At 69.4% G+C, this 18,168-nt stretch carries 17 protein-coding genes and 1 pseudogene; 11 read left to right on the forward strand and 7 right to left on the reverse strand.

The window, feature by feature from the left end:
• The first annotated feature begins 72 nt into the window (after positions 1 to 72).
• Positions 73 to 456, forward strand: coding sequence for an Rv0313 family protein (locus tag NN2_RS07775; protein WP_063011714.1), 384 nt, complete (start codon positions 73 to 75; stop codon positions 454 to 456).
• 51 nt (positions 457 to 507) lie between these two features.
• Here NN2_RS07775 and NN2_RS07780 read toward each other — a convergent pair whose 3' ends face one another.
• Positions 508 to 999 carry an SRPBCC family protein gene (locus NN2_RS07780; protein ID WP_063011716.1) on the reverse strand — a complete coding sequence of 164 codons (492 nt, stop codon included), beginning with the start codon at positions 997 to 999 and terminating at the stop codon, positions 508 to 510.
• Positions 1,000 to 1,088: 89 nt separating this feature from the next.
• Here NN2_RS07780 and NN2_RS07785 point away from each other — a divergent pair, with 89 nt between their 5' ends.
• From NN2_RS07785 to NN2_RS37000, 4 genes are all read left to right on the forward strand, one after another.
• Positions 1,089 to 1,430 carry an ArsR/SmtB family transcription factor gene (locus NN2_RS07785; protein ID WP_063011805.1) on the forward strand — a complete coding sequence of 114 codons (342 nt, stop codon included), beginning with the start codon at positions 1,089 to 1,091 and terminating at the stop codon, positions 1,428 to 1,430.
• Positions 1,423 to 1,956 carry an SRPBCC family protein gene (locus NN2_RS07790; protein WP_063011718.1) on the forward strand — a complete coding sequence of 178 codons (534 nt, stop codon included), beginning with the start codon at positions 1,423 to 1,425 and terminating at the stop codon, positions 1,954 to 1,956. The genes NN2_RS07785 and NN2_RS07790 overlap by 8 nt, the downstream gene beginning before the upstream one ends.
• Before the next feature lie 142 nt (positions 1,957 to 2,098).
• On the forward strand, positions 2,099 to 2,689 hold the full coding sequence (locus NN2_RS07795) for a GNAT family N-acetyltransferase (RefSeq protein ID WP_181063909.1): 591 nt from the start codon (positions 2,099 to 2,101) through the stop codon (positions 2,687 to 2,689).
• Positions 2,690 to 2,701: 12 nt separating this feature from the next.
• Entirely contained in the window at positions 2,702 to 2,854 is a 153-nt protein-coding gene (locus tag NN2_RS37000) for a hypothetical protein (protein WP_156511259.1), read from the forward strand.
• A gap of 19 nt (positions 2,855 to 2,873) precedes the next feature.
• On the opposite strand, the gene NN2_RS07800 is transcribed toward NN2_RS37000, so the two are convergent.
• Positions 2,874 to 3,140, reverse strand: coding sequence for a hypothetical protein (locus NN2_RS07800; RefSeq protein ID WP_063011722.1), 267 nt, complete (start codon positions 3,138 to 3,140; stop codon positions 2,874 to 2,876).
• 63 nt (positions 3,141 to 3,203) lie between these two features.
• On the opposite strand from NN2_RS07800, the gene NN2_RS07805 reads away from it, so the two are divergent.
• The gene (locus NN2_RS07805) at positions 3,204 to 3,344 is read left to right on the forward strand and encodes an Rv1535 domain-containing protein (RefSeq protein ID WP_156511260.1); all 141 of its coding nucleotides are present in this window, start codon (positions 3,204 to 3,206) and stop codon (positions 3,342 to 3,344) included.
• Positions 3,345 to 3,465: 121 nt separating this feature from the next.
• On the opposite strand, the gene NN2_RS07810 is transcribed toward NN2_RS07805, so the two are convergent.
• On the reverse strand, positions 3,466 to 3,897 hold the full coding sequence (locus NN2_RS07810) for a hypothetical protein (protein WP_063011726.1): 432 nt from the start codon (positions 3,895 to 3,897) through the stop codon (positions 3,466 to 3,468).
• 166 nt (positions 3,898 to 4,063) lie between these two features.
• Between NN2_RS07810 and NN2_RS07815 the strand changes: the two genes are divergently transcribed.
• The 4 genes and pseudogenes from NN2_RS07815 to NN2_RS07830 all read left to right on the forward strand — a co-directional run.
• Complete coding sequence (locus tag NN2_RS07815) at positions 4,064 to 5,092, forward strand: AraC family transcriptional regulator (RefSeq protein ID WP_063011728.1); 1,029 nt, start codon at positions 4,064 to 4,066, stop codon at positions 5,090 to 5,092.
• Between the two features lie 57 nt (positions 5,093 to 5,149).
• Positions 5,150 to 5,617: a hypothetical protein gene (locus tag NN2_RS07820; RefSeq protein WP_063011730.1), complete on the forward strand. Its 468-nt coding sequence runs from the start codon at positions 5,150 to 5,152 to the stop codon at positions 5,615 to 5,617.
• Entirely contained in the window at positions 5,617 to 7,203 is a 1,587-nt protein-coding gene (locus tag NN2_RS07825; protein ID WP_063011732.1) for an FAD-dependent oxidoreductase, read from the forward strand. The genes NN2_RS07820 and NN2_RS07825 overlap by 1 nt, the downstream gene beginning before the upstream one ends.
• A gap of 53 nt (positions 7,204 to 7,256) precedes the next feature.
• A pseudogene (locus tag NN2_RS07830) lies at positions 7,257 to 8,345 on the forward strand (AMP-binding protein); the annotation flags it as partial.
• 6 nt (positions 8,346 to 8,351) lie between these two features.
• Here NN2_RS07830 and NN2_RS07835 read toward each other — a convergent pair.
• Positions 8,352 to 9,512 (reverse strand): acyl-CoA dehydrogenase family protein, encoded by a 1,161-nt coding sequence (locus tag NN2_RS07835; RefSeq protein ID WP_063011807.1) that lies wholly within the window; start codon positions 9,510 to 9,512, stop codon positions 8,352 to 8,354.
• 136 nt (positions 9,513 to 9,648) lie between these two features.
• Positions 9,649 to 10,299 (reverse strand): TetR/AcrR family transcriptional regulator, encoded by a 651-nt coding sequence (locus tag NN2_RS07840; RefSeq protein WP_030516325.1) that lies wholly within the window; start codon positions 10,297 to 10,299, stop codon positions 9,649 to 9,651.
• Positions 10,300 to 10,473: 174 nt separating this feature from the next.
• Between NN2_RS07840 and NN2_RS07845 the strand changes: the two genes are divergently transcribed.
• Positions 10,474 to 13,362, forward strand: coding sequence for a type II toxin-antitoxin system Rv0910 family toxin (locus NN2_RS07845; protein WP_245658593.1), 2,889 nt, complete (start codon positions 10,474 to 10,476; stop codon positions 13,360 to 13,362).
• Between the two features lie 85 nt (positions 13,363 to 13,447).
• On the opposite strand, the gene NN2_RS07850 is transcribed toward NN2_RS07845, so the two are convergent.
• Positions 13,448 to 14,887 carry an FAD-binding oxidoreductase gene (locus NN2_RS07850; RefSeq protein ID WP_063910711.1) on the reverse strand — a complete coding sequence of 480 codons (1,440 nt, stop codon included), beginning with the start codon at positions 14,885 to 14,887 and terminating at the stop codon, positions 13,448 to 13,450.
• A gap of 62 nt (positions 14,888 to 14,949) precedes the next feature.
• A complete protein-coding gene (locus NN2_RS07855; protein ID WP_245658594.1) occupies positions 14,950 to 17,835 on the reverse strand; it encodes an AfsR/SARP family transcriptional regulator in 2,886 nt (961 codons plus the stop codon).
• Positions 17,836 to 18,168: the final 333 nt, after the last annotated feature.

Here is an 18,168-nt window from a genome sequence, read left to right on the forward strand (position 1 = left end):
GGTCAACCCCCTCGATGCCCACGCGCGGCATACTGGAGTCATAGCGCCGACGTCGTCCTCGGGAGGATCGAGATGGCAAACAACGGGCCTTTCGGGATCGATCCGGAAGAATTCGAGCGCGCTCTGCGCGAGGCGGAAGTCGAGTTTCGCGACCTGCTCGGTAAGGCCGCCGGATACCTCGACCGCAGCACCGTCAATTCGCTGACGTCGCTGTTCGGCCAGTTCGTTCAGCCGGATCGCGCGCGGACGCCGGAACCGGACGACGCGACGACCGGGGAGACCGGCAGCGGGGTGTGGGCCGTCTACAGCGTCGACGACGCCGGTGAGGCCCGGGTCGAGCAGGTCTTCCCGACCGAACTCGAGGCCTTACGCGCACATCGCGACAACACCGACGAACGCCGCAAGGTGCGATTCCTGCCCTACGGCGTCCCTGCCAGCGTGCTCGACCAGACCTGAGGGCGCAACGGCCGGCGGCGACCTTCCCGGGTGGCCGTCCCAGCGGTCTCCTCAGTGCGGCGTCGCCGCCGCATTCTCGACCGTCAAGGCGAGAGCCTGCGGGTCTTCGTCGGGTTGACCGGTGCCGGTGGTGATCAGGTCGTGCAGGCTCCGGTCGATGTAGAACGACCAGCCCTTGCGGCAGGCGTCGAAGCATTCGAACGCCGGGGTGAGGCCGACGTGGGTGAAGCGGAGTTCGGTGGTGTCGGCGCGGCGGGTGATCTCGAAACGGATTTCGGTGTCGTTCCATTCGGTCTGGTCGTCGACCAGGGTGAGCCGGGCGTCCAAAACGCGCCAGACGACGCGGTCGTGCGGGACGACCTCGGTGACCTCGATGGTGGCGCGATGCACGCCCGGAACCTCGTACGTGAAGACGTCTCCGGGCTTTTCGCTGCGTCCGGTGAGCGCTTTCGACCACCAGCCACGCACGTCGAGCACGGCGCCGAAGGCGGTTTCGGGGGTCCGGTCGACGGCGAAGGTCGTCGTGAAGTTCTGCTCGGTCATGGGGTGCTCCCTGAAGGGGTGGGTGAATCGGCCGCGATATTCAACCGATGGGTTGACAGTAGGTGCGGGAAGACGGAATAGTCAACCATGTGGTTGAGAATTCTTCGGAGCGGCTCGACGTGGTTTTCCACGCGCTGTCGGACTCCACGCGCCGCTCGATGCTGCGCACACTGGCGCGGCGCCAGTGCAGCGTGGGGGAGCTGGCTGCCCCGTTCGACATCTCGCTCGCGGCCGCGTCCAAGCACATCAAAGTGCTCGAGCGCGCGGGGCTGGTACGACGCAGCGTGCACGGGCGCACCCATCTGTGCCGGCTCGATCCGCACCCGTTGCGAGAGTGCGCCGAATGGGTGAACTTCTACGAGCGGTTCTGGAATCAGAGCCTCGACGCTTTGGAAGCAGCACTGCTACAGGAGGATTCGCGAGATGAGTGACTACGGGGAGGTCGTCGAACCGGGCACGGTCCGCATCGAACGGCTACTGCCCGGGCCCATCGAACGGGTCTGGGCGTATCTGACCGATATCGACAAGCGCGCGACCTGGCTGGCCGGCGGGCTGCTCGAACAGGTCACCGGCGGCCGGGTCGAACACATCTTCCGGATTCACGAGCTCACCGGCGAAGGCGATCCCGCCGCGGTGGCCGACCGCAGGCACGGCGAGGTGCTCGAATGGGATCCTCCGCATCTGCTGCGCCACACCTGGAGCAGCGGCGGCGGCCTCGCCGACTCGGAGGTGACCTTCGCGCTCGAGCAGGTCGCCGACAAGGTCCGTCTGACGGTCACCCACCGCCGGCTCCCGACCCGCGGCGAGATCCTCGATATCGCCGCCGGCTGGCACACCCACCTGGACATCCTGCACGCCAGGCTCGCGGCATCCGCACCGGATCCGTTCTGGCCGAAGTTCGATTCCCTTCGCGCGGAATACGAATCGCTGCTTCCGGATTCGTCGAATGACCGCTGATCTAGGCAACCGCAGGTGCCACGAGGCCGTAACCACCTTTGTCGCAACGCATCTGGTGCGCGCGAGCCGGTCGAGCGATGGCACGCCGTCGAGCTGGTTCCACACCGGTGCGCCCAGCGAGGAACTGAACGGAGTCCTCAGAGTGGGCGCTGCGATCCCGCACGAGATCGAGCAGTTGCGCACACTGTTCGACGGCGTACCGGCATGCTGGCATTTCTGGCCGGACGTCGATTCGCCGGAGATTCCGGAGCTCCTGCGGCGGCGCGGACTGGAGTTGTTCGAAACCGAGCCGCTGATGATGCTCGCCGATCCCGACCGAGCCGCGTACCTGGAACGCGGACGACCGGAGCCGATCGAGGACGTGGCCGGCGATGCCGGCCTCGCCGAGTGGGCGCGACTCTGGTCGGGTGTGACCGATGTCGACGATCTCGTGACCGGCCTGCGTGAGGGGATGGATCGGAGGTCCACCCGCTACCTGCTCTGGCGTGACGGCGGGGAGGTGCTCGGCTGTGCCGCCGTCGTCACCTGCGCCGCGGGCGCATCGCTCGAGCACATCGTGACCCGAGCCGATCATCGCGGAGAAGGCATCGGGACCGCGCTCACGCGGTATGCGCTGGCACTGGCCCTGGCAGCGGGTGCTCGCCGGGTCGTACTCACCGCATCACCGGACGGCGAAGGAATCTATCGACGCCTGGGCTTCGACACCGTCGGGCACGTCGAGCGCTATGCGTGATCGGCTGCCGCCGTGAGGCGGCTATCGCTGCCCGCAGTCCTGGCCGAAGCGATCTCCGGCCGGGAACTGACCGGTATCGGGCTGGTGCGCGATGTACGGCTCGCGGCGCAGTGGAACATCAGTACGGCCGCGCCCGTGCTCGTCGGCGGAATCTACGGCGGGTAGGCGCGTCCGAGGTGGGGAATCAGGCGTCTTCGAGGGCCTCGCCGATTTCGTGGGCCACGCGGTTGTGCTGGTTTTCCGCGAGCCAGTGCCCGCCGGCCAGTACCAGGGCGACGGGCCATTCGATGATTTCCGCGGCGGCCAGGGCGCCGAGTGCGCCGTAGTAGGCCAGTTGTTCGGGGCGGGGGATCGGTACACGGCCGAGCAGGGGGAGTTCCACCGCGAAACTGTGCGCGGCGATGACCTTGTCGACCGCGTTCCGGTGGCTGGTGTGCGTTTTGTCGGCCATATGTTGCCTTCCGGTCATGCGATATTCGGGGTCCCGACGCTTGGGTTCGCCACAGTGGCCGTCGTGAGGACAGCTGATGTAGGTGGCGGCCAGGATCCGTTGACGGGCGCGCTGACGCAGGTGCTGACCGTTCCCCTGCGTGAGTTGTACGCGGCGTTGTGGCGCCTGGGAGTCATCGACGTCGTCGGCGAATCATCGCGCTGACCGTTTCCACGCTACGCCGCGAGTCGAGGCCGACGACGGCACGTACGACGGCCGTCGACGCGCAACGAGAAGCGTGCGCCCACGGTCACGCGGAAGGCTGCTCGAGGTTCGCCGGCGCCGGTTACGCCTTGCTGGGTGCGCGGCGTGAGCGGGCCGCGGTCTTGCGGGCGGTCGTCTTTTTGCCACCGTCGCTGCGGCGGGCCGGTCGGTCACTGCGGGCCGGCTGCTTGCGCTGCGCGGCGGGAGCCCTGGTGGCCGACGACGGTTGCTGGTCCGGGTGCGAGGTGAGCCTCCGGAGTACGAGTGCGGTGCCGCCGACGCCCAGGAGCACGGGCCAGTCCACGACTCCCGTGGCTCCGATCGCCGCCAACGTGAGCGCGGCGGCCGGTGTCGAATGACTCCCGCTGCTCAGTCCGCTCCGCACCCCGGACACGACACCCTGCATCCCGCCGAGAACTCCGTTCACCGCGGCGCCGCCCACCGCACCGGCCGCGGATGTGGTCGCATCGGCCGTCCACGAAATCGCTTTTACCCCACCCTCGAGAAGGTCCATCGTCACTCCCTTTGAGTTCACCTTTTGGACATCTGCGAGCAAGCTGCAGTCTACTCGCGGCGGGCGGCCGCTCCGGGCGTAGCGACCGAGATGAAACATGCGCCCGGCACTCCTCGTGACGAGGGCGGTCGGTCATCACTCGGATCGTGATTTATCCTGGCGCGACATGAGCGATGTGATCCGAGCTGCCGCCCTGCGGGGTTTCGGGAGTGTGATCGAAGAGTGCGGAGGTGACCCTGCCGCGCTGCTCGCACATGTCGGAATCGAACCCGCGCTGCTTGACTCCGAAGACGCGCTCATCTCGCATCGCAGTCTGGCACGGCTGCTGGAACACGCATCCGCCGAATTGGATGTCCCCGACCTGGGGCTGAGAGTGGCCGAACGTCAAGACATTTCGATCCTCGGCCCGCTCGCGGTGGTCATGCTCCACTCGGCGACCCTGCGCGAAGCGGTCGAGAGTGCATCCCGGTTCATGTTCGTGCACAGCCCGGCGGTGTCGTTCACCCTGACCGATGATCCGGACGGGAATGCGGACGTGGCCGGTGTGCGGTACTCGCTGAGTGCGCCCCCGCCCACGCGTCAGGTCGTCGAAATGGCGCTGCTGGTGGCATATCGGGTAGGTCGACTCGAACTCGGCGCGGCGACGCCGCCGATCGGCGTGGACTTCCCGCATTCCCGGATCGCCCCGCCCGAGCGGTACGTGGAGTGTTTCGGGGCGCCGGCCCGATTCGGCCGTCGCACGGCCACCCTGAGATTGCCGGCCGAGGGGCTGGACTCCTCGCTGGCGGCGGCGAATCCGCTGCTGAGAAAGCTCGCCCTGGACTACCTCACTTCGCGCTACCCCGACCCGCAGCAGGTGTACGTCCCGCGGGTTCGTGGCTATCTCGACCAGGCTCTGGGCAGTGGGGCGATCGAGTTGTCAGCTGTCGCAGCCACTTTCGGTATTCACGCGCGAACTCTGCAGCGCAGGCTGGTGGCGGAGGGCACGTCCTACGCCGAGATTCTCGATGCGGTCCGCCGCGATGCCGCGCTACGCCACTTGATCGAATCCGACCTCGCCCTGTCCCGCGTGACCGCTGCGGTCGGACTGGCGGAGCAGTCGGCGTTGACGCGCTGCTGCCTGCGCTGGTTCGGCGCCACCCCGAGCGCCGTCCGCCGCGCGGGCGGCGTCGCCGAACCTGTCGTCCAGAGGTAAATCTCTGTCGTCGGTGGGCAATACCCCGCAGGTCGGCGAAACGCACACTTCCCTGTCATGGACAACACCCTCGCCCGGCGCAGCAGCGAAGAGTTACGCGCACTGTTTCGGACTGCGGCGTGCCCGGACCTCGCGGAGGTGACGGGACGTCTCGAGGCCGAGCTCGCCGGGCCGGCGCTCGTGCGTGCGCTGGCCCCGATAGCGTTCCGGCTCTTCGGTCTGGCGGACTGGTGGGGTAAGGATCTGCGACCAGCTCCCGCGGGGGACGGGCTGACGGGATACAACCTCGCCGGCCCGCGCGGCGAATCGGCCACCCTGCCGCTGCGCGCGACCATCGGTCCCTCCCGGCTCGACGGCGCGCCGGCCGTGGTTGTCAGCTATGCATCCGATGCCCCCTTCCCCTGGCGGCGGGTCGTCGACGATCTGCGCATCCTCGCGGACGGGACCGTGCTGGGCCTCACGTTCGGCCTGCCCTTCACGCCCCACGGCGGCTCGCCTTTCCTGCTGCGACGGGAGGTCCGGTGATGCGCGATTGGATCGTGATCGGATCCGGTTTCGGCGGCAGCGTCGCCGCGTTGCGACTGGCCGAGAAGGGATACTCCGTCACCGTTGTGGAGAAGGGCCGCCGCTACCGGGACGAGGACTTCGCCACGAGCGCATGGCAGGCTCCGCGCATGCTGTGGGCTCCGCGCATCGGCCTCAGAGGAATCCTCCAACTGCGGCCGATGAAGCACGTATCGGTGATCTGCGGGGTGGGCGTCGGCGGCGGGTCCCTGGTGTACGCGAGCACGCTGTACGTTCCGCACTCCGACGACTTCTACCGGCACGAGCAGTGGGCCGAGCTCGCGGATTGGCGAACGGTGCTCGCTCCGCACTACGCCACCGCCGAACGCATGCTGGGGGTGGTGGACTGTCACAGCGACGGTCGAAGTGAGCAGATGATGCGCGCCGTCGCGGCCGACCTCGGTGTGCCGGATGCCGTGCACCAGACCAGAGTGGGGGTGTATCTCGGCACTCCGGGCGAGACGGTGCCGGATCCCTTCTTCGGCGGTGCCGGACCGGAACGCACCGGGTGCCTACGCTGCGGCGAATGTCTGCTCGGTTGCCGCCACGGCGCCAAGAACAGCCTGGTCAAGAATTATCTCCACCTGGCCGAAGGGCTCGGGGTCGAGATCCGGCCCGAACGTACGGTCGTCGGTATTCGTCCGCTCGGCGCCACCGACGGCAGCGACGGCTACGCCGTCACCACCGAACGCTCCGGCGCGTGGATACGGCGTGACCGCCAGGTCGTGCACGCACGCGGAGTCGTGCTCGCGGGCGGAGCGATGGGAACGAGCGAACTGCTCACCAGAGCCCGCGCCACCGGTTCGCTACCGAGACTGTCGGACCGTGTGGGGCACCTCGTACGCACCAACAGCGAAGCCATCACCGCGGTCACCGCGCACGACCGCTCGGCCGATCTCGCCACCGACCTGACCATCACCATGAGTGTGCACCCCGACGAGCACACCCACGTCACCAACAACACCTACGCGGCGGCCGGTGACGCGCTGGCCTTGACCTTCGGCCCGTTCACCGGCGGCCGGCGGCGAACCCTGCAATTCGTGCGAGAGATCGCCCGGCATCCGTTCCGCTGGCTGAATCCCACACGCATCCGTGGCTGGTCCCGCCGCACCGTCGTCTTCACCGTCATGCAAAGCCTCGACAGCTCACTCCGGTTGCGTCCCAAGAGATTCGGTTCGGGGATGGCCACCGTCGTCGACGATGCCGGCACAGCCCCGGCGAGCTATCTGCCGATCGCGAACCGGTTCACCGAACTGGCGGCGCGACACATCGGCGGCTACCCCGAAAGCTCCGTCGCCGAATCGCTGATCAGCTCGCCCACCACGGCTCATATCCTCGGCGGCGCCGTGATCGGGCCCGACGCGAGCCGAGGAGTGGTCGACCGGTACCACCGGGTCTTCGGCTACCGCAATCTGCTGGTGACCGACGGGTCCGCGGTACCGGCGAATGTGGGCGTCAACCCGAGCCTCACCATCACCGCCATGGCCGAGGAGGCGCTGAGCCACATTCCGGCCAAACCCGCACTCCGAGAACCGGACTCGAACTAGCGGCCGTCACTCATCCCCGGGTAGAACGGGTCGACGTGGTACCGGCGGGGGCGCGGACCGTGGATGAGCTGATCGGCGCGGGCGATCGCCGGATGCCACCGGCGCCGGCGCGGCCGGGTGGTTTCATCATTCTCACCAGCGGTACCACGGGTCTGCCCAAGGGGGCGCCGCGCACCAAGGTGTCGCCGCTGGCGAGTGCGATGATCGCGGACCGTATTCCGTTCCCGCGCAAAGGCAGCGTGGTGATCGTGTCGCCGATTTTCCATTCGACCGGCTTCGGGACGTGGACGGTCGCCACCGCGCTGGGCAACAAGACGGTGCTGTTGCGCCGGTTCGATGCCGAGGCCACGTTGCGCGCGGTGAGCGAGCACCGCGCCGAGATGCTGGTCGCGGTGCCGACCATGCTGCATCGCCTGGTGGCGCTGGGCCCGGAGATCATCGAGCGTTACGACCTGTCGACGCTGAAAACCGTCGCGGTGGCGGGCTCGGCGCTGTCCCCGGAGCTGGCGACCCGGGTGCAGGACACCTTCGGCGACGTGCTCTACAACCTTTACGGTTCGACCGAGGTCGCGGTGGCGACGGTGGCGCAGCCGCACGAATTGCGCCTCGCCCCGGGCACGGTCGGTCGCCCGCCGGTGACGAGCAAAATCGCGTTGTTCGACGCCGAAGGGCACCGGGTGAGCGCCCGCAACGTCTCCGGTCGGGTGTTCGTGCGCAGTGGTGCGCCGTTCGAGGGCTATACCGACGGCCGTCACAAGCAGTTCATCGACGGTTACATGTCCACCGGCGATATGGGCCGGATCGACGAGCACGGGCTGCTGCACATCGACGGCCGCGACGATGACATGATCGTCTCCGGCGGTGAGAACGTCTACCCGCTGGAGATCGAGAATCTGCTCGCGGCGCGGCCCGATATCGACGAGGTGTCGGTCGTCGGCGTGGCCGACGAGGAGTTCGGAAAACGCTTGCGCGTCTATATCGTTCCAGCGCCCGGCGCCACCGTGGACGACGCGGAGGTCAAGGCGTACGTGAAGGCGAACCTGGCGCGCTACAAGGTTCCCCGCGATGTGGTCGTCCTGGACGAACTGCCGCGCAATGCCACCGGCAAGGTCTTGCGCCGGGTGCTGGAGGAGATGGACTGACGTTTCTCAGCTGTCGTAGCCGAAGAGCTTCGCCGCCAGATCCGTCATCACTTCGCTGGCGCCCCCGCCGATGCCGAGGATGCGCGCGTCACGGTAATGGCGCTCCACCTCCGATTCCCGCATGTACCCCATGCCGCCGTGCAACTGGACGGCCTCGTCGACGACGTGTTTGACGGCCGCGACGGCGGAATTCTTCGCCAGGCAGGCTTCGCCGACGACGAATTCGCCGGCCGTGGCGCGCACGGCGACCTGGCGGGTGAAGGTGCGGGCCAGCTCGATCCGGCGGCGCATCTCGACCAGCTTGTGCCGCACCACCTGCCGGGCGATCAGCGGCTTGCCGAAGCTCTCCCGACGCCGGACGTGGTCGAGGGTCAGATCGAGGCAGCGCTGCGCGATCGCGTACGCGTGCACCGCGATATTGACCCGCTCGGTGACGAAAGCCGCACCGAGCAGCGCGAATCCACCGTTCTCGGCGCCGACCAGATTGGCGGCGGGTACCCGGCAATCGGTGAAGGTCAGCTCGGCGGTGTCCGAGCACAACCAGCCCATCTTCTCCAGCTTCCGCGACACGCTGAAACCTGGAGTGCCGGTGTCGATCACGAGCAAGCTGATGCCGCTCGCGCCCGGTCCGCCGGTGCGCACCGCGGTGGTGACGAAATCCGCGCGTGTGCCGGAGGTGATGAACAGCTTCGCGCCGTTGACGACGTAGTGGTCGCCGTCGCGGACCGCGGTGGTGCGCACGGATCCGACGTCGGAGCCCGCCTCCGGCTCGGTCACCCCGAGCGAACCGATCAGGTCCCCGGAGAGGGTCGGGCGCACGTACCGGTCGATCAGGGTGGCGTCGCCGGCGGCGACGATGTGCGGCAGCGCGATCCCGTGGGTGAACAGGGCGGAGTGGCAGCCCGACGAGCCGCCGGCCTCGATGAACGCCTCGGTGGCGACGGTCATGTCGACGAGATCCCCGCCGTCACCGCCGTACGCCTCGGGCGTGCCGATGCCGTACAGTCCGGATTTCGCCGCGGCCCGGTGCAATTCGCGGGGCAGAGCCCCCTCGCGTTCCCACCGGTCGAGATGCGGCGCGACCTCGCGGCGAACGAAATCGCCCACCGCCTCGCGTAGCGCGAGACGTTCCGGCGTGCGGTAGGGGTCGGTGTAGGTGACAGTCATGATCACTCCTGAGATGTGCGGGATCGGATGCGCGCGTGAGGCTTTCGGGCGCTGGGCAGCGACCGGCGCCACCGCGGACAGGCGGTGGGACGGTGTATTCGGATGTCGTCGCGGGACGTCCCCGGACGGGTGTGGATCAGTCGATGGTTCCGGTGAGGATCGGCGCGACGGCGGCGCGGGCGACGCGTTCGGCCGCCGCGGGATCGGTCAGATCGATGGCATGGCTCGGTGTGGCCAGGTAGCCGATGATCAGGTGCACCAGGGCGTCGGCCTGGGCGTCGGGGTCACGGACCGGGATCTTGCCGTCCGCTTGGGCTTTGCCGATATTCGCGCGAATGGCGTTGAAGGCCAAGGTGATCGGTGACGGATCGCCCTGGCCGAGAGCCTGGATGAGTTCGGCTCGGCGCAGTGGGTCGGCATCGCGGAACAGGATGTGGTCGCCCAGTCCGAGCCCGGTGAGGAAGCCGAGCACCACCTGTTCGGTGGGATCGGTGACTTCGGTGAAGCGGTCGGCGAGGTCGGCGAGGATGCGGCCGATATCGCGAGCCAGCGCCCGTTCGAACAGCTGGTCCTTGCCGGTGTAGCGGCGGAACAGCGTCGTGCGGCCGACCCCGGCCTCGGCCGCGATGTCGTCCATGGTCGCCTCGCGGGTGCCGCGGCGCGCCAGGACTCGCAACGCGGCGTCGAGGACCCGCGCGTCCGTCGCGTCGTCGCTGGGCGCCGACTGCGGAAGCAGGGTCATCGCGCGGCTGAGCAGGCTGGACAGCGGCGCACCGGGTCTGGTCACGAGGTCATCTTGACACGTGGAACCACTATCCGTCTAATAGTTCCACGGAACTATTTCGCAAATAATAGTTCCGCCGATGGAAAGGGCTAGGTAGTGGCTGACGTGGGTCGACTTCCCCAGGTGATGCGCCAGGCGCGCGCTCGAGTACGTGCGGTACGCGCACTAGCCGACGCCGTGACGAGCGATCCGGCGATTCTGCGCGACATCGTCGGGGGAGTGCTGGGCAGGCCCGCCACGCCTCCCGCCGGCCCGGCCGTCTCCGAGGCGTACACCCCACCGGACGGGCTCGCGGACTTCGGCAAACGGGCCCACGCGAGCAAGCATCTCGACCGTCCGGTGGCCGAGGTCGCGGCCTATCTGACCGATCCGGGCCGGTTCGCCGAATGGCTGACCATGCACGCGGCCTTCCGCGGCGAGGCGCCGAGCGGTGTATACCCCGGATCGGAGTTCGCTCAGCAGGTGAAGTTCATGGGCATCCCGGCCGAAGTCGCCTGGACCGTGGTCGCGGTGGACGAGACCGCGCTGGTACTGCGCGGCGCCGGGCCGATGGGGTTGACCCTCGGCTTCTGGCTGACCGTGCGTGCCGAGGGGAACGGGGCGACCGCCTACTTCGACGCCGGGCTGTCGGGACAACCCGTCGACGGCCCGCTGGGTGCCTCGCTGGTGCGAAGCCTGTCGGAGGCCCTGCGGGAGTCACTGGACCGTGTGCCGGACCGTATCGCCGCGGCGGGGCCCTTCACCGGCGCGAAATCGGTGCGCAAACCCGTGCTGCACAAGGCGTCCGGTCGCACGATCGCACCGAATACTCCGGTTCTGGTCGGTGCCGGACAGCTGGTGCAGCATCAGCCGAACACCGCCGAGGACCCGGCGGCGCTGGCGGTGCGAGCACTGCGGCTGGCCGCGCGGGATGCCGGGGTGGGGCAGTCGCTGCTCTCGGCCGCCGACGCGGTGTTCGCGGTCGCCAGCGCCTCCTGGAAGTATCGAGATCTCGGCGCCCTGGTGGTGCGTTCGGTCGGCGCTGACGGAGCCGATACCGTGCAGTCCTCGACCTACGGTGGCGACGGTGGCCAGCTGCTGGTCAATGAAGCGGCACAGGCGATCGCCGACGGCACCTACGAGATCGTGCTGGTGACCGGCGCGGAAGCGGGCGCCACCATGGCCGCCGCGCAGCGCGCGGGCACCGAGGTGACGTGGCCGGAACAGGGCCCCGAGGTGGAGCCGACCCGTATCGCCGGGATCGACAAGGAGGCCAACAACGCCGCCGAAATCGCCGTCGGGCTGGGTGCGCCCATCTACATGTACGCGCTCATGGAGTCGGCCAACCGGCATCGGCTCGGCCGCGATCCGAAGCAGCATCTCGAGGCGATCGGCGAGCTGTGGTCGCGGTTGTCGGCGGTGGGCGCGGACAATCCGAATGCCTGGCTGCCGCAACGGTTCAGCGCGCCGGAATTGACCACACCGACCGCGGACAACCGGACGGTATCGGCCCCGTACACCAAACTGCTGTGCGCCAATTTGCAGGTGGATATGGCCGCCGGACTGGTGCTGTGCAGCGCCGCCGCTGCCGAGGCGGCCGGAATCCCGCAGGACAAATGGGTGTTCGTCCACGCCGGCGCCAGCGCGCACGACGAATGGTTCGTCTCCGAACGCGCGGAACTGGCTGCCTCCCCGGCGATCCGGGCCGTCGGCGCGGCTGCGCTCGAGCATGCCGGCCTGACCATCGACCGGATCGGTCCCGTGGACCTGTACTCCTGCTTCCCGGTCGCGGTGCAGATCGCGGCGCGTGAACTCGGGCTCGCCACAGACGATCCCGAACGCTCGCTCTCGGTGACCGGCGGACTGACCTTCGGCGGCGGGCCGGGCAACAATTACGGCACCCACGCGATCGCCACCATGGTCGCGCAGTTGCGCGCCGACCCTGATACCTTCGGGTTGAGCACCTCACTCGGCTGGTACGTCACCAAGCACGCGCTGGGCATCTATTCCGCCACACCGCCGCAGCGGCCCTACGCCCATCTGCGGCCGGTCGTCGACAATCCGCCCGCCCGTCCGGTCCGGACCGAGTACGAGGGACCGGCGGTGGTCGAGGCCTATACACTGCCCTACGGACGTGACGGCGAGCCGGAGGCGGTGATCATCAGCCTGATCGCCCCCGACGGCACGCGAGTGCTGGTGCGCAGCAACAGATCCGATCTCGTCGCCGAACTGCGCGACGGTGATGCGCTGGGCCGATCCGCCACGATCGGTGACGGCGATATCACCTTCGAGGGCACGCAACGCCACGAGTTGCCCGCGCCCCCACCGCCGCCCGTGCTGGTGGAGCGCCGCGGCCCCGTCATGATCATCACGATGAACCGCCCCGAGCTCCGCAACGCGGTCGATCACGCCATGGCCCTCGGGCTCGAAAAGGCCTGTGACGCGTTCGAAGCCGATCCGAACGTCCGCGTCGCCGTCCTCACCGGCGCGGGCGGCTACTTCAGTTCCGGTATGGATCTGAAAGCGATGGCGCGGGGAGAAGCCCCGCTGACCGAGAATCGCGGTGCTCTGGGTCTGGCCGGTAAGCCGCCGCGCAAACCGTTGATCGCCGCCGTCGAAGGCCCGGCCCTCGCGGGCGGCTGTGAACTGGCTTTGGCCGCGGATCTGATTGTCGCCGCGAGCGATTCGCAATTCGGCATACCGGAGCCCAAACGCGGCCTGATCGCCGCCGCCGGCGGCGTCATGCGTCTGCGGGAGCGCCTGCCGCGCAATATCGCGATGCAGCTGGCGCTCACCGGCGACCCCATGCAGGCGACCCGGCTGGCCGAACTCGGCCTGATCAATATCCTCGCCGAACCGGGCCGAGCACTCACAGCGGCTCTGGAACTGGCCGAGCGCATCGCCGCCAACGCACCGCTCAGCCTGGAGGGCAGCAAACGCATCGTCGACGAGACATCCGACTGGACCACGGCCGACGCCTTCGACAAGCAATACGACATCGCGTCCACCGCATTGTTTTCCGAAGACGCCGCCGAAGGTGTGCGCGCCTTCACCGAGAAGCGCGCCCCGGTCTGGAACGGCCGCTGATAGGAAACCCGGATCGACCTGCCGCACCCCTCGGGGTCTCTCGACCGGTGGCAGGTCTTTCCGGATGCCGCGTCCCCGCCGGCGGTCAGTGGGCGGCGGGCATGGTCCACCGGGCGGCCGGGTCGAACATGCCGGCCGGGTCGTAGCGGCGGCGCGCCTCGACCAGGCGCTCGCGCTGACCGGCGGTCCAGGCCGCCATGGTTTCGGCGGCGCTGCGGCCGTGCGGATCGCGGGTGAAGTTCGGTGTGGCCGCGCCGAGACTCCACGCGGAGAAGGCATCGATCACGGTGTCCAGTGCCGCGGGGACCGCCGCCGCGATCGGCGGTGCCAGCACGCCGACCGCGAGGACATTGAAAGCGGCCTGCCTGCCCGCAACCATGGTGGGCGACAGCGACTCTCGCGCGAGCGCGCCACCGAGAGCCCGGATCTCGGTCATGGTGATCGGCAGTCCGCGTGCGGGACCGGCGGCCTCCAGCAGCGCGTCGATGGCCGCGTCGGGCAGTTCGCGCAGCAGGGTGGACCGATCGGCAGCGGGCATGGGGTCGACCGGGTCGTTGTGGATGGACGCGAGTGCCGCATAGGGCATCTCGGCGATCGTGTCCAGCATCGGTGATGCCACCGACCGCAGCGGCTGCAGCAGCGCGGCACCCTCGGCAGCGTCGCCGACATGGGCGTAGCGCAGGTGCAGCACCGTCGCACCGCGCAGCGGCTCCGGAATCTCGGGCAGCGGAGGAAGATTCAGGACAGCCACCGAGCTGGTCACGGCCTCCGGCACGGTCGCCACCCAATTCCGCCAGGCTCGCAGCACCGTCGCCGCATCGTCCATCCGATAGGTGAGACCGCCGGCGTACAGGCTGCGAATCGGGAACAGCCGGAAGGTCATCTGCGTGACGATTCCGAAGGCCGCGCCGCCGCCGAGCAGCGCCCGGAACAGATCGGGCTCGGCCTCGGGCGTGACCCGGCGCAGCGTCGCATCGGCGGTCACCACCTCCATGGCGGTCACATGATCGGCGGCGAACCCGTAGGTGCGCGCGATCGGGCCCAGACCGCCGCCGAGGGTATAGCCGACCACACCCACACTGGTCGATGACCCCGCCAGCGCGGCCAGTCCGAACGGGGCGGCCGCATCCAATACCTCCTGCCAGCGCACGCCCGCGCCGACCGTCGCGGTGCGCCCGTCCGGATCGATCGCTATCGCGTCCAGGAGCGCGGTGTCGATCAGGATGCTGTGCGGCGGCGTGGGGCTCGCCCCGTGCCCGGTGGCCTGCACCGCGACCGTGTAGCCGGCGGCGTTCGCGACGCTCACGGCGGCCGCGACATCGGCGGCGCCGGCGGCCACGACGACGGCCGCCGCCCGGTGCTCGGTCGCGACGTTGAACCCGGTTGCCGACAGGCGATATCCGTCCTCGCCGGGGGTGTGGACCCGACCGGCGACCGCCGCGCGCAGGCCCTCGGCGAGGGCGACACCGGTCAGTGGTTGCCGCCCGGTTCCGGTCGGCGCGGGCGGATCGAAGACGCTGGACATGTGACTCCTGAAGTCGCTGATGGTGAACGTCTTCAGCACACCGCGCCCCGCTTAGCGCGAACTTAGCTCCCGCTCAGCGTCCTCGTCGGCTCGGCGCCCACCGCGCTCACCAGCGCGTTCACCTCGGTCCGTGTCATGGCCGCGCCGGCCGCCAGACCCGCGTCGAAATCCCGCTCGGACAGCGACGCCCGCACCGCGGCGGCCTCGCGCGGAGCATCCATCGGATCCATCGCCTCCGGAAGGAATCCGATCCGACCGCCGAGTGCGCGCACGGCGCCCAGCAGGCGGGCACCGTCGTCGGCACGGCCGCTGCGCGCGGCGATCGCGGCGGCCAGATGGACCATCACCAGCCACGAGGTGACGTCGCCGTCCGATTCCAGCGCCGTCTGCATGGTGCGCAACGCCGTGCGAGCATCGGTCGGATCGCCGGTGTCCATCGCGCATCGAGCCAGCGTCCACGACGCGGAGGCGACCGGCCAGCGGTGGCCGCATCGCTCCGCGACCGATACCGCCTCCCGCAGCGCGTCCCGTGCCGCGTCGAGGCGGTTCACGAATCGCAGGATCATGCCCTCGATCATGAGCGCCTCGGCCAGCTGCCACGGGTGGCCGGCCGCACTCACCTCGGCGACGGCGGCACGGGCGGCGGCCGCCGTCGCGGGCGTCGCCGTGACCACGGCGTGCATGTAGGTGGTCCACGTCCGCATCCACGCGGCGGTGGCCTGGTCGCCCGCATCCGTCGCCACCCGGGCGGCTCGCTCGGTCGATTCCGCGCCCCGGACCGGATCGCCCGACAGGTAGTACAGTCCGCCGAGACCTGCCAGAGCGGCCGCCAGTGTCGCCCCGTCGGCCTCGTGCCCGCAACGCTCACACGCGGAGAGCGCGCCCGTGATCGCCTCGATGCCCTCCTCGATGAAGCCGCGCCGGTACCAGAACCAGTAGAGCGTTGCCGCCAGCCGCAAGACGTAGCCCGGGTCGCCGTCCGCGAATGCCGAGGCGATCGCGCTGCGGTGCTCGGCGACATCGGCGGCGAGCGCCTCCAGCATCTGTGCCGACCGCGCGTCGCGCAGGTGGGTGGCCGCCAGCTGCGATCGCTCCAGGACGCAGCGTCGATGCGCCGCCCGCACCCGAACCAGCTCGTCGGCTTCGCAACGGGCGAGAGCGAATTCGCGGATGGACTGCAACATTCGGTACCGGCGCGGCGAGGACGCCGGCTGCACTCGCAGCAGCGATCGACGGACCAGACCCGTCAGCGTTTCGAGAACCGCCAGCGACGAGGGCGCGCCGTGCACGGCGGCTGCGGCGTCGATGTCGAAACTGCCGGCGAAGACGGCGATCTCACGCAGCAGCCGGGCTTCTGCCGGGCCGAGCATGCGATAGCTCCAGTCGATGGTGTCGGCCAGCCGGCGCTGGCGGGCCGGCGCGGTGCGCGCGCCGCCCGCCAGCAGGGTGAACCGGTCGGCCAGTCCGTCGGCGATCTGTTGTTCGGACAAGACCCGCAGTTGCGCGGCGGCCAGTTCCACCGCGAGCGGAATGCCGTCGAGATCGGCGCAGATCTGCCGCACCGGTTCGCGCACCCGCTCGTCGAGCGTCCAGCCGTCGACCACACCCGCCGCCCGCGTGGCGAACAGTTCGACGGCGTCGGCCTCGTCCAGCGGCAGGACCTCGACGACGCGTTCGCCGTCGACGGCCAGCGCCTCCCGGCTGGTGGCCAGGATTCGGATGCGCGGGCATCGGCTCAACAGGACGCTCACGACGGCGGCGACCCCGTCGAGCAGATGTTCGCAATTGTCCAGCAACAGCGTGCATTCCCGGTCGGCGAGGACGTTCGCGAGCCGATCCGGCGTTGCCGCACCGCGAACCTGGACAGCCGCGGCCACGGTGGCGGCGACCAGTTCGTCGGATTCGACCGGTGCCAGGTCGACCCACCACGGCCCGTCGCCCGCGGGCAGTCGCCGGCAGGTTTCGAGGGCCAGCCGGGTCTTGCCCACGCCGCCGGTGCCGACGAGCGTCACCAGCCGGTGGGTGCGCACGGCTCGTCCGATGTCGTCGAGTTCGCCGCTGCGGCCGATCAATTGGGTGCGCGGTACCGGCATCTGTGGAGCCGACGCGACCGAGCCTTGGGCGGCCGTCGTGCGTCTCGCGGAGCCGGAGAGCAGATCCTCGTCGTGACGCAGGATCGCAGTCTCCAGTTCCCGCAGCCGCACACCGGGCTCGATGCCGAGCTCGCTGTCGAGCAGGCGGCGGATGTCCCGCAGGGCGGCAAGGGCCTCGGACTGCCGCCCGGCCCGGTAACGGGCCAGCGCCAGCAACTCCCATACCCGCTCGTCGAGGGGGTGCGCCGACACCAGGTCCTCGGCGTCGGCCAGCGCGGCATCGGCGCGACCGGTGTCGAGTCGCAACTGCACGAGTGCCTTGCGGGCGCGCAGTTCCAGCGTGGTCAGTCTGACGATCTCGGGGCGCACGAATTCCACATCGGCCACGTCCGCGTAGGGCGCACCCCGCCAATCCGCCAGCGCCGCCTCGTACGACCTGAGACCGGCATCGAGATCACCTGTGGCACAAGCGGATTCGGCGTCAGTGACGTGCTGTGCGAATCGATGCGCGTCGATCCGGTCCGCGGGCAGATCCAGCAGGTAGCGGGTGCCGCAGCGGGCGATCACGCTCCCGCCGCCGCGGCGGCGGTCGGGCTCGAGCCGGTTACGCAGCGTCGAGATGCCGAAATGCAGCGAGTTCACCGAGGGGTCCCTGGCGTCGTGCCACACCTGCTCGAGCAGTCGGTCGGCGGACACCTCGTGCGGGAACGCGGCGATCAACGCCGCCAGCAGTGTCCGCTGCCGCAAGCCCCCGAGATCGACCGGCCGGCCGCCGACGGTGGCCGCCAACCCGCCCAGTACCCGCAGCCGCAACCGCGCACCGCTCGAATCATCCGTATCCGGGGGATCACCCACGAGTCACCTCACTACAGCTCTCGCCCGGCAATCTAACCCGGCCCCGCCCGATGACGGCCCGGCAGGGAGCATTCCTCGGCATGTCGAGTACCGACGGTCACTTGTGATCGATGCGGCGCCGGGCGGAGAATAGGCGGGTGATAGTCCCGACTCCTGCGAAAGAACTGTGATGTCTCGAAGGATTGGTCTTGCCGTCGCGACGGCTGTCACTACGTTGACCCTGGGGGTCGCCGCCCCCGCGATCGCTTCGGCCGCCGCCCCGGCGGCCGGTACGCCGGGGACCAGCGACACAGCCCAGGCGACGCAGATTCAGTGGCTCTCCGTTTGCCTCAA

Origin of the sequence: Nocardia nova NBRC 15556, assembly GCF_001613005.1 — a bacterium.
GTDB classification, from domain to species: Bacteria; Actinomycetota; Actinomycetes; order Mycobacteriales; family Mycobacteriaceae; genus Nocardia; species Nocardia nova.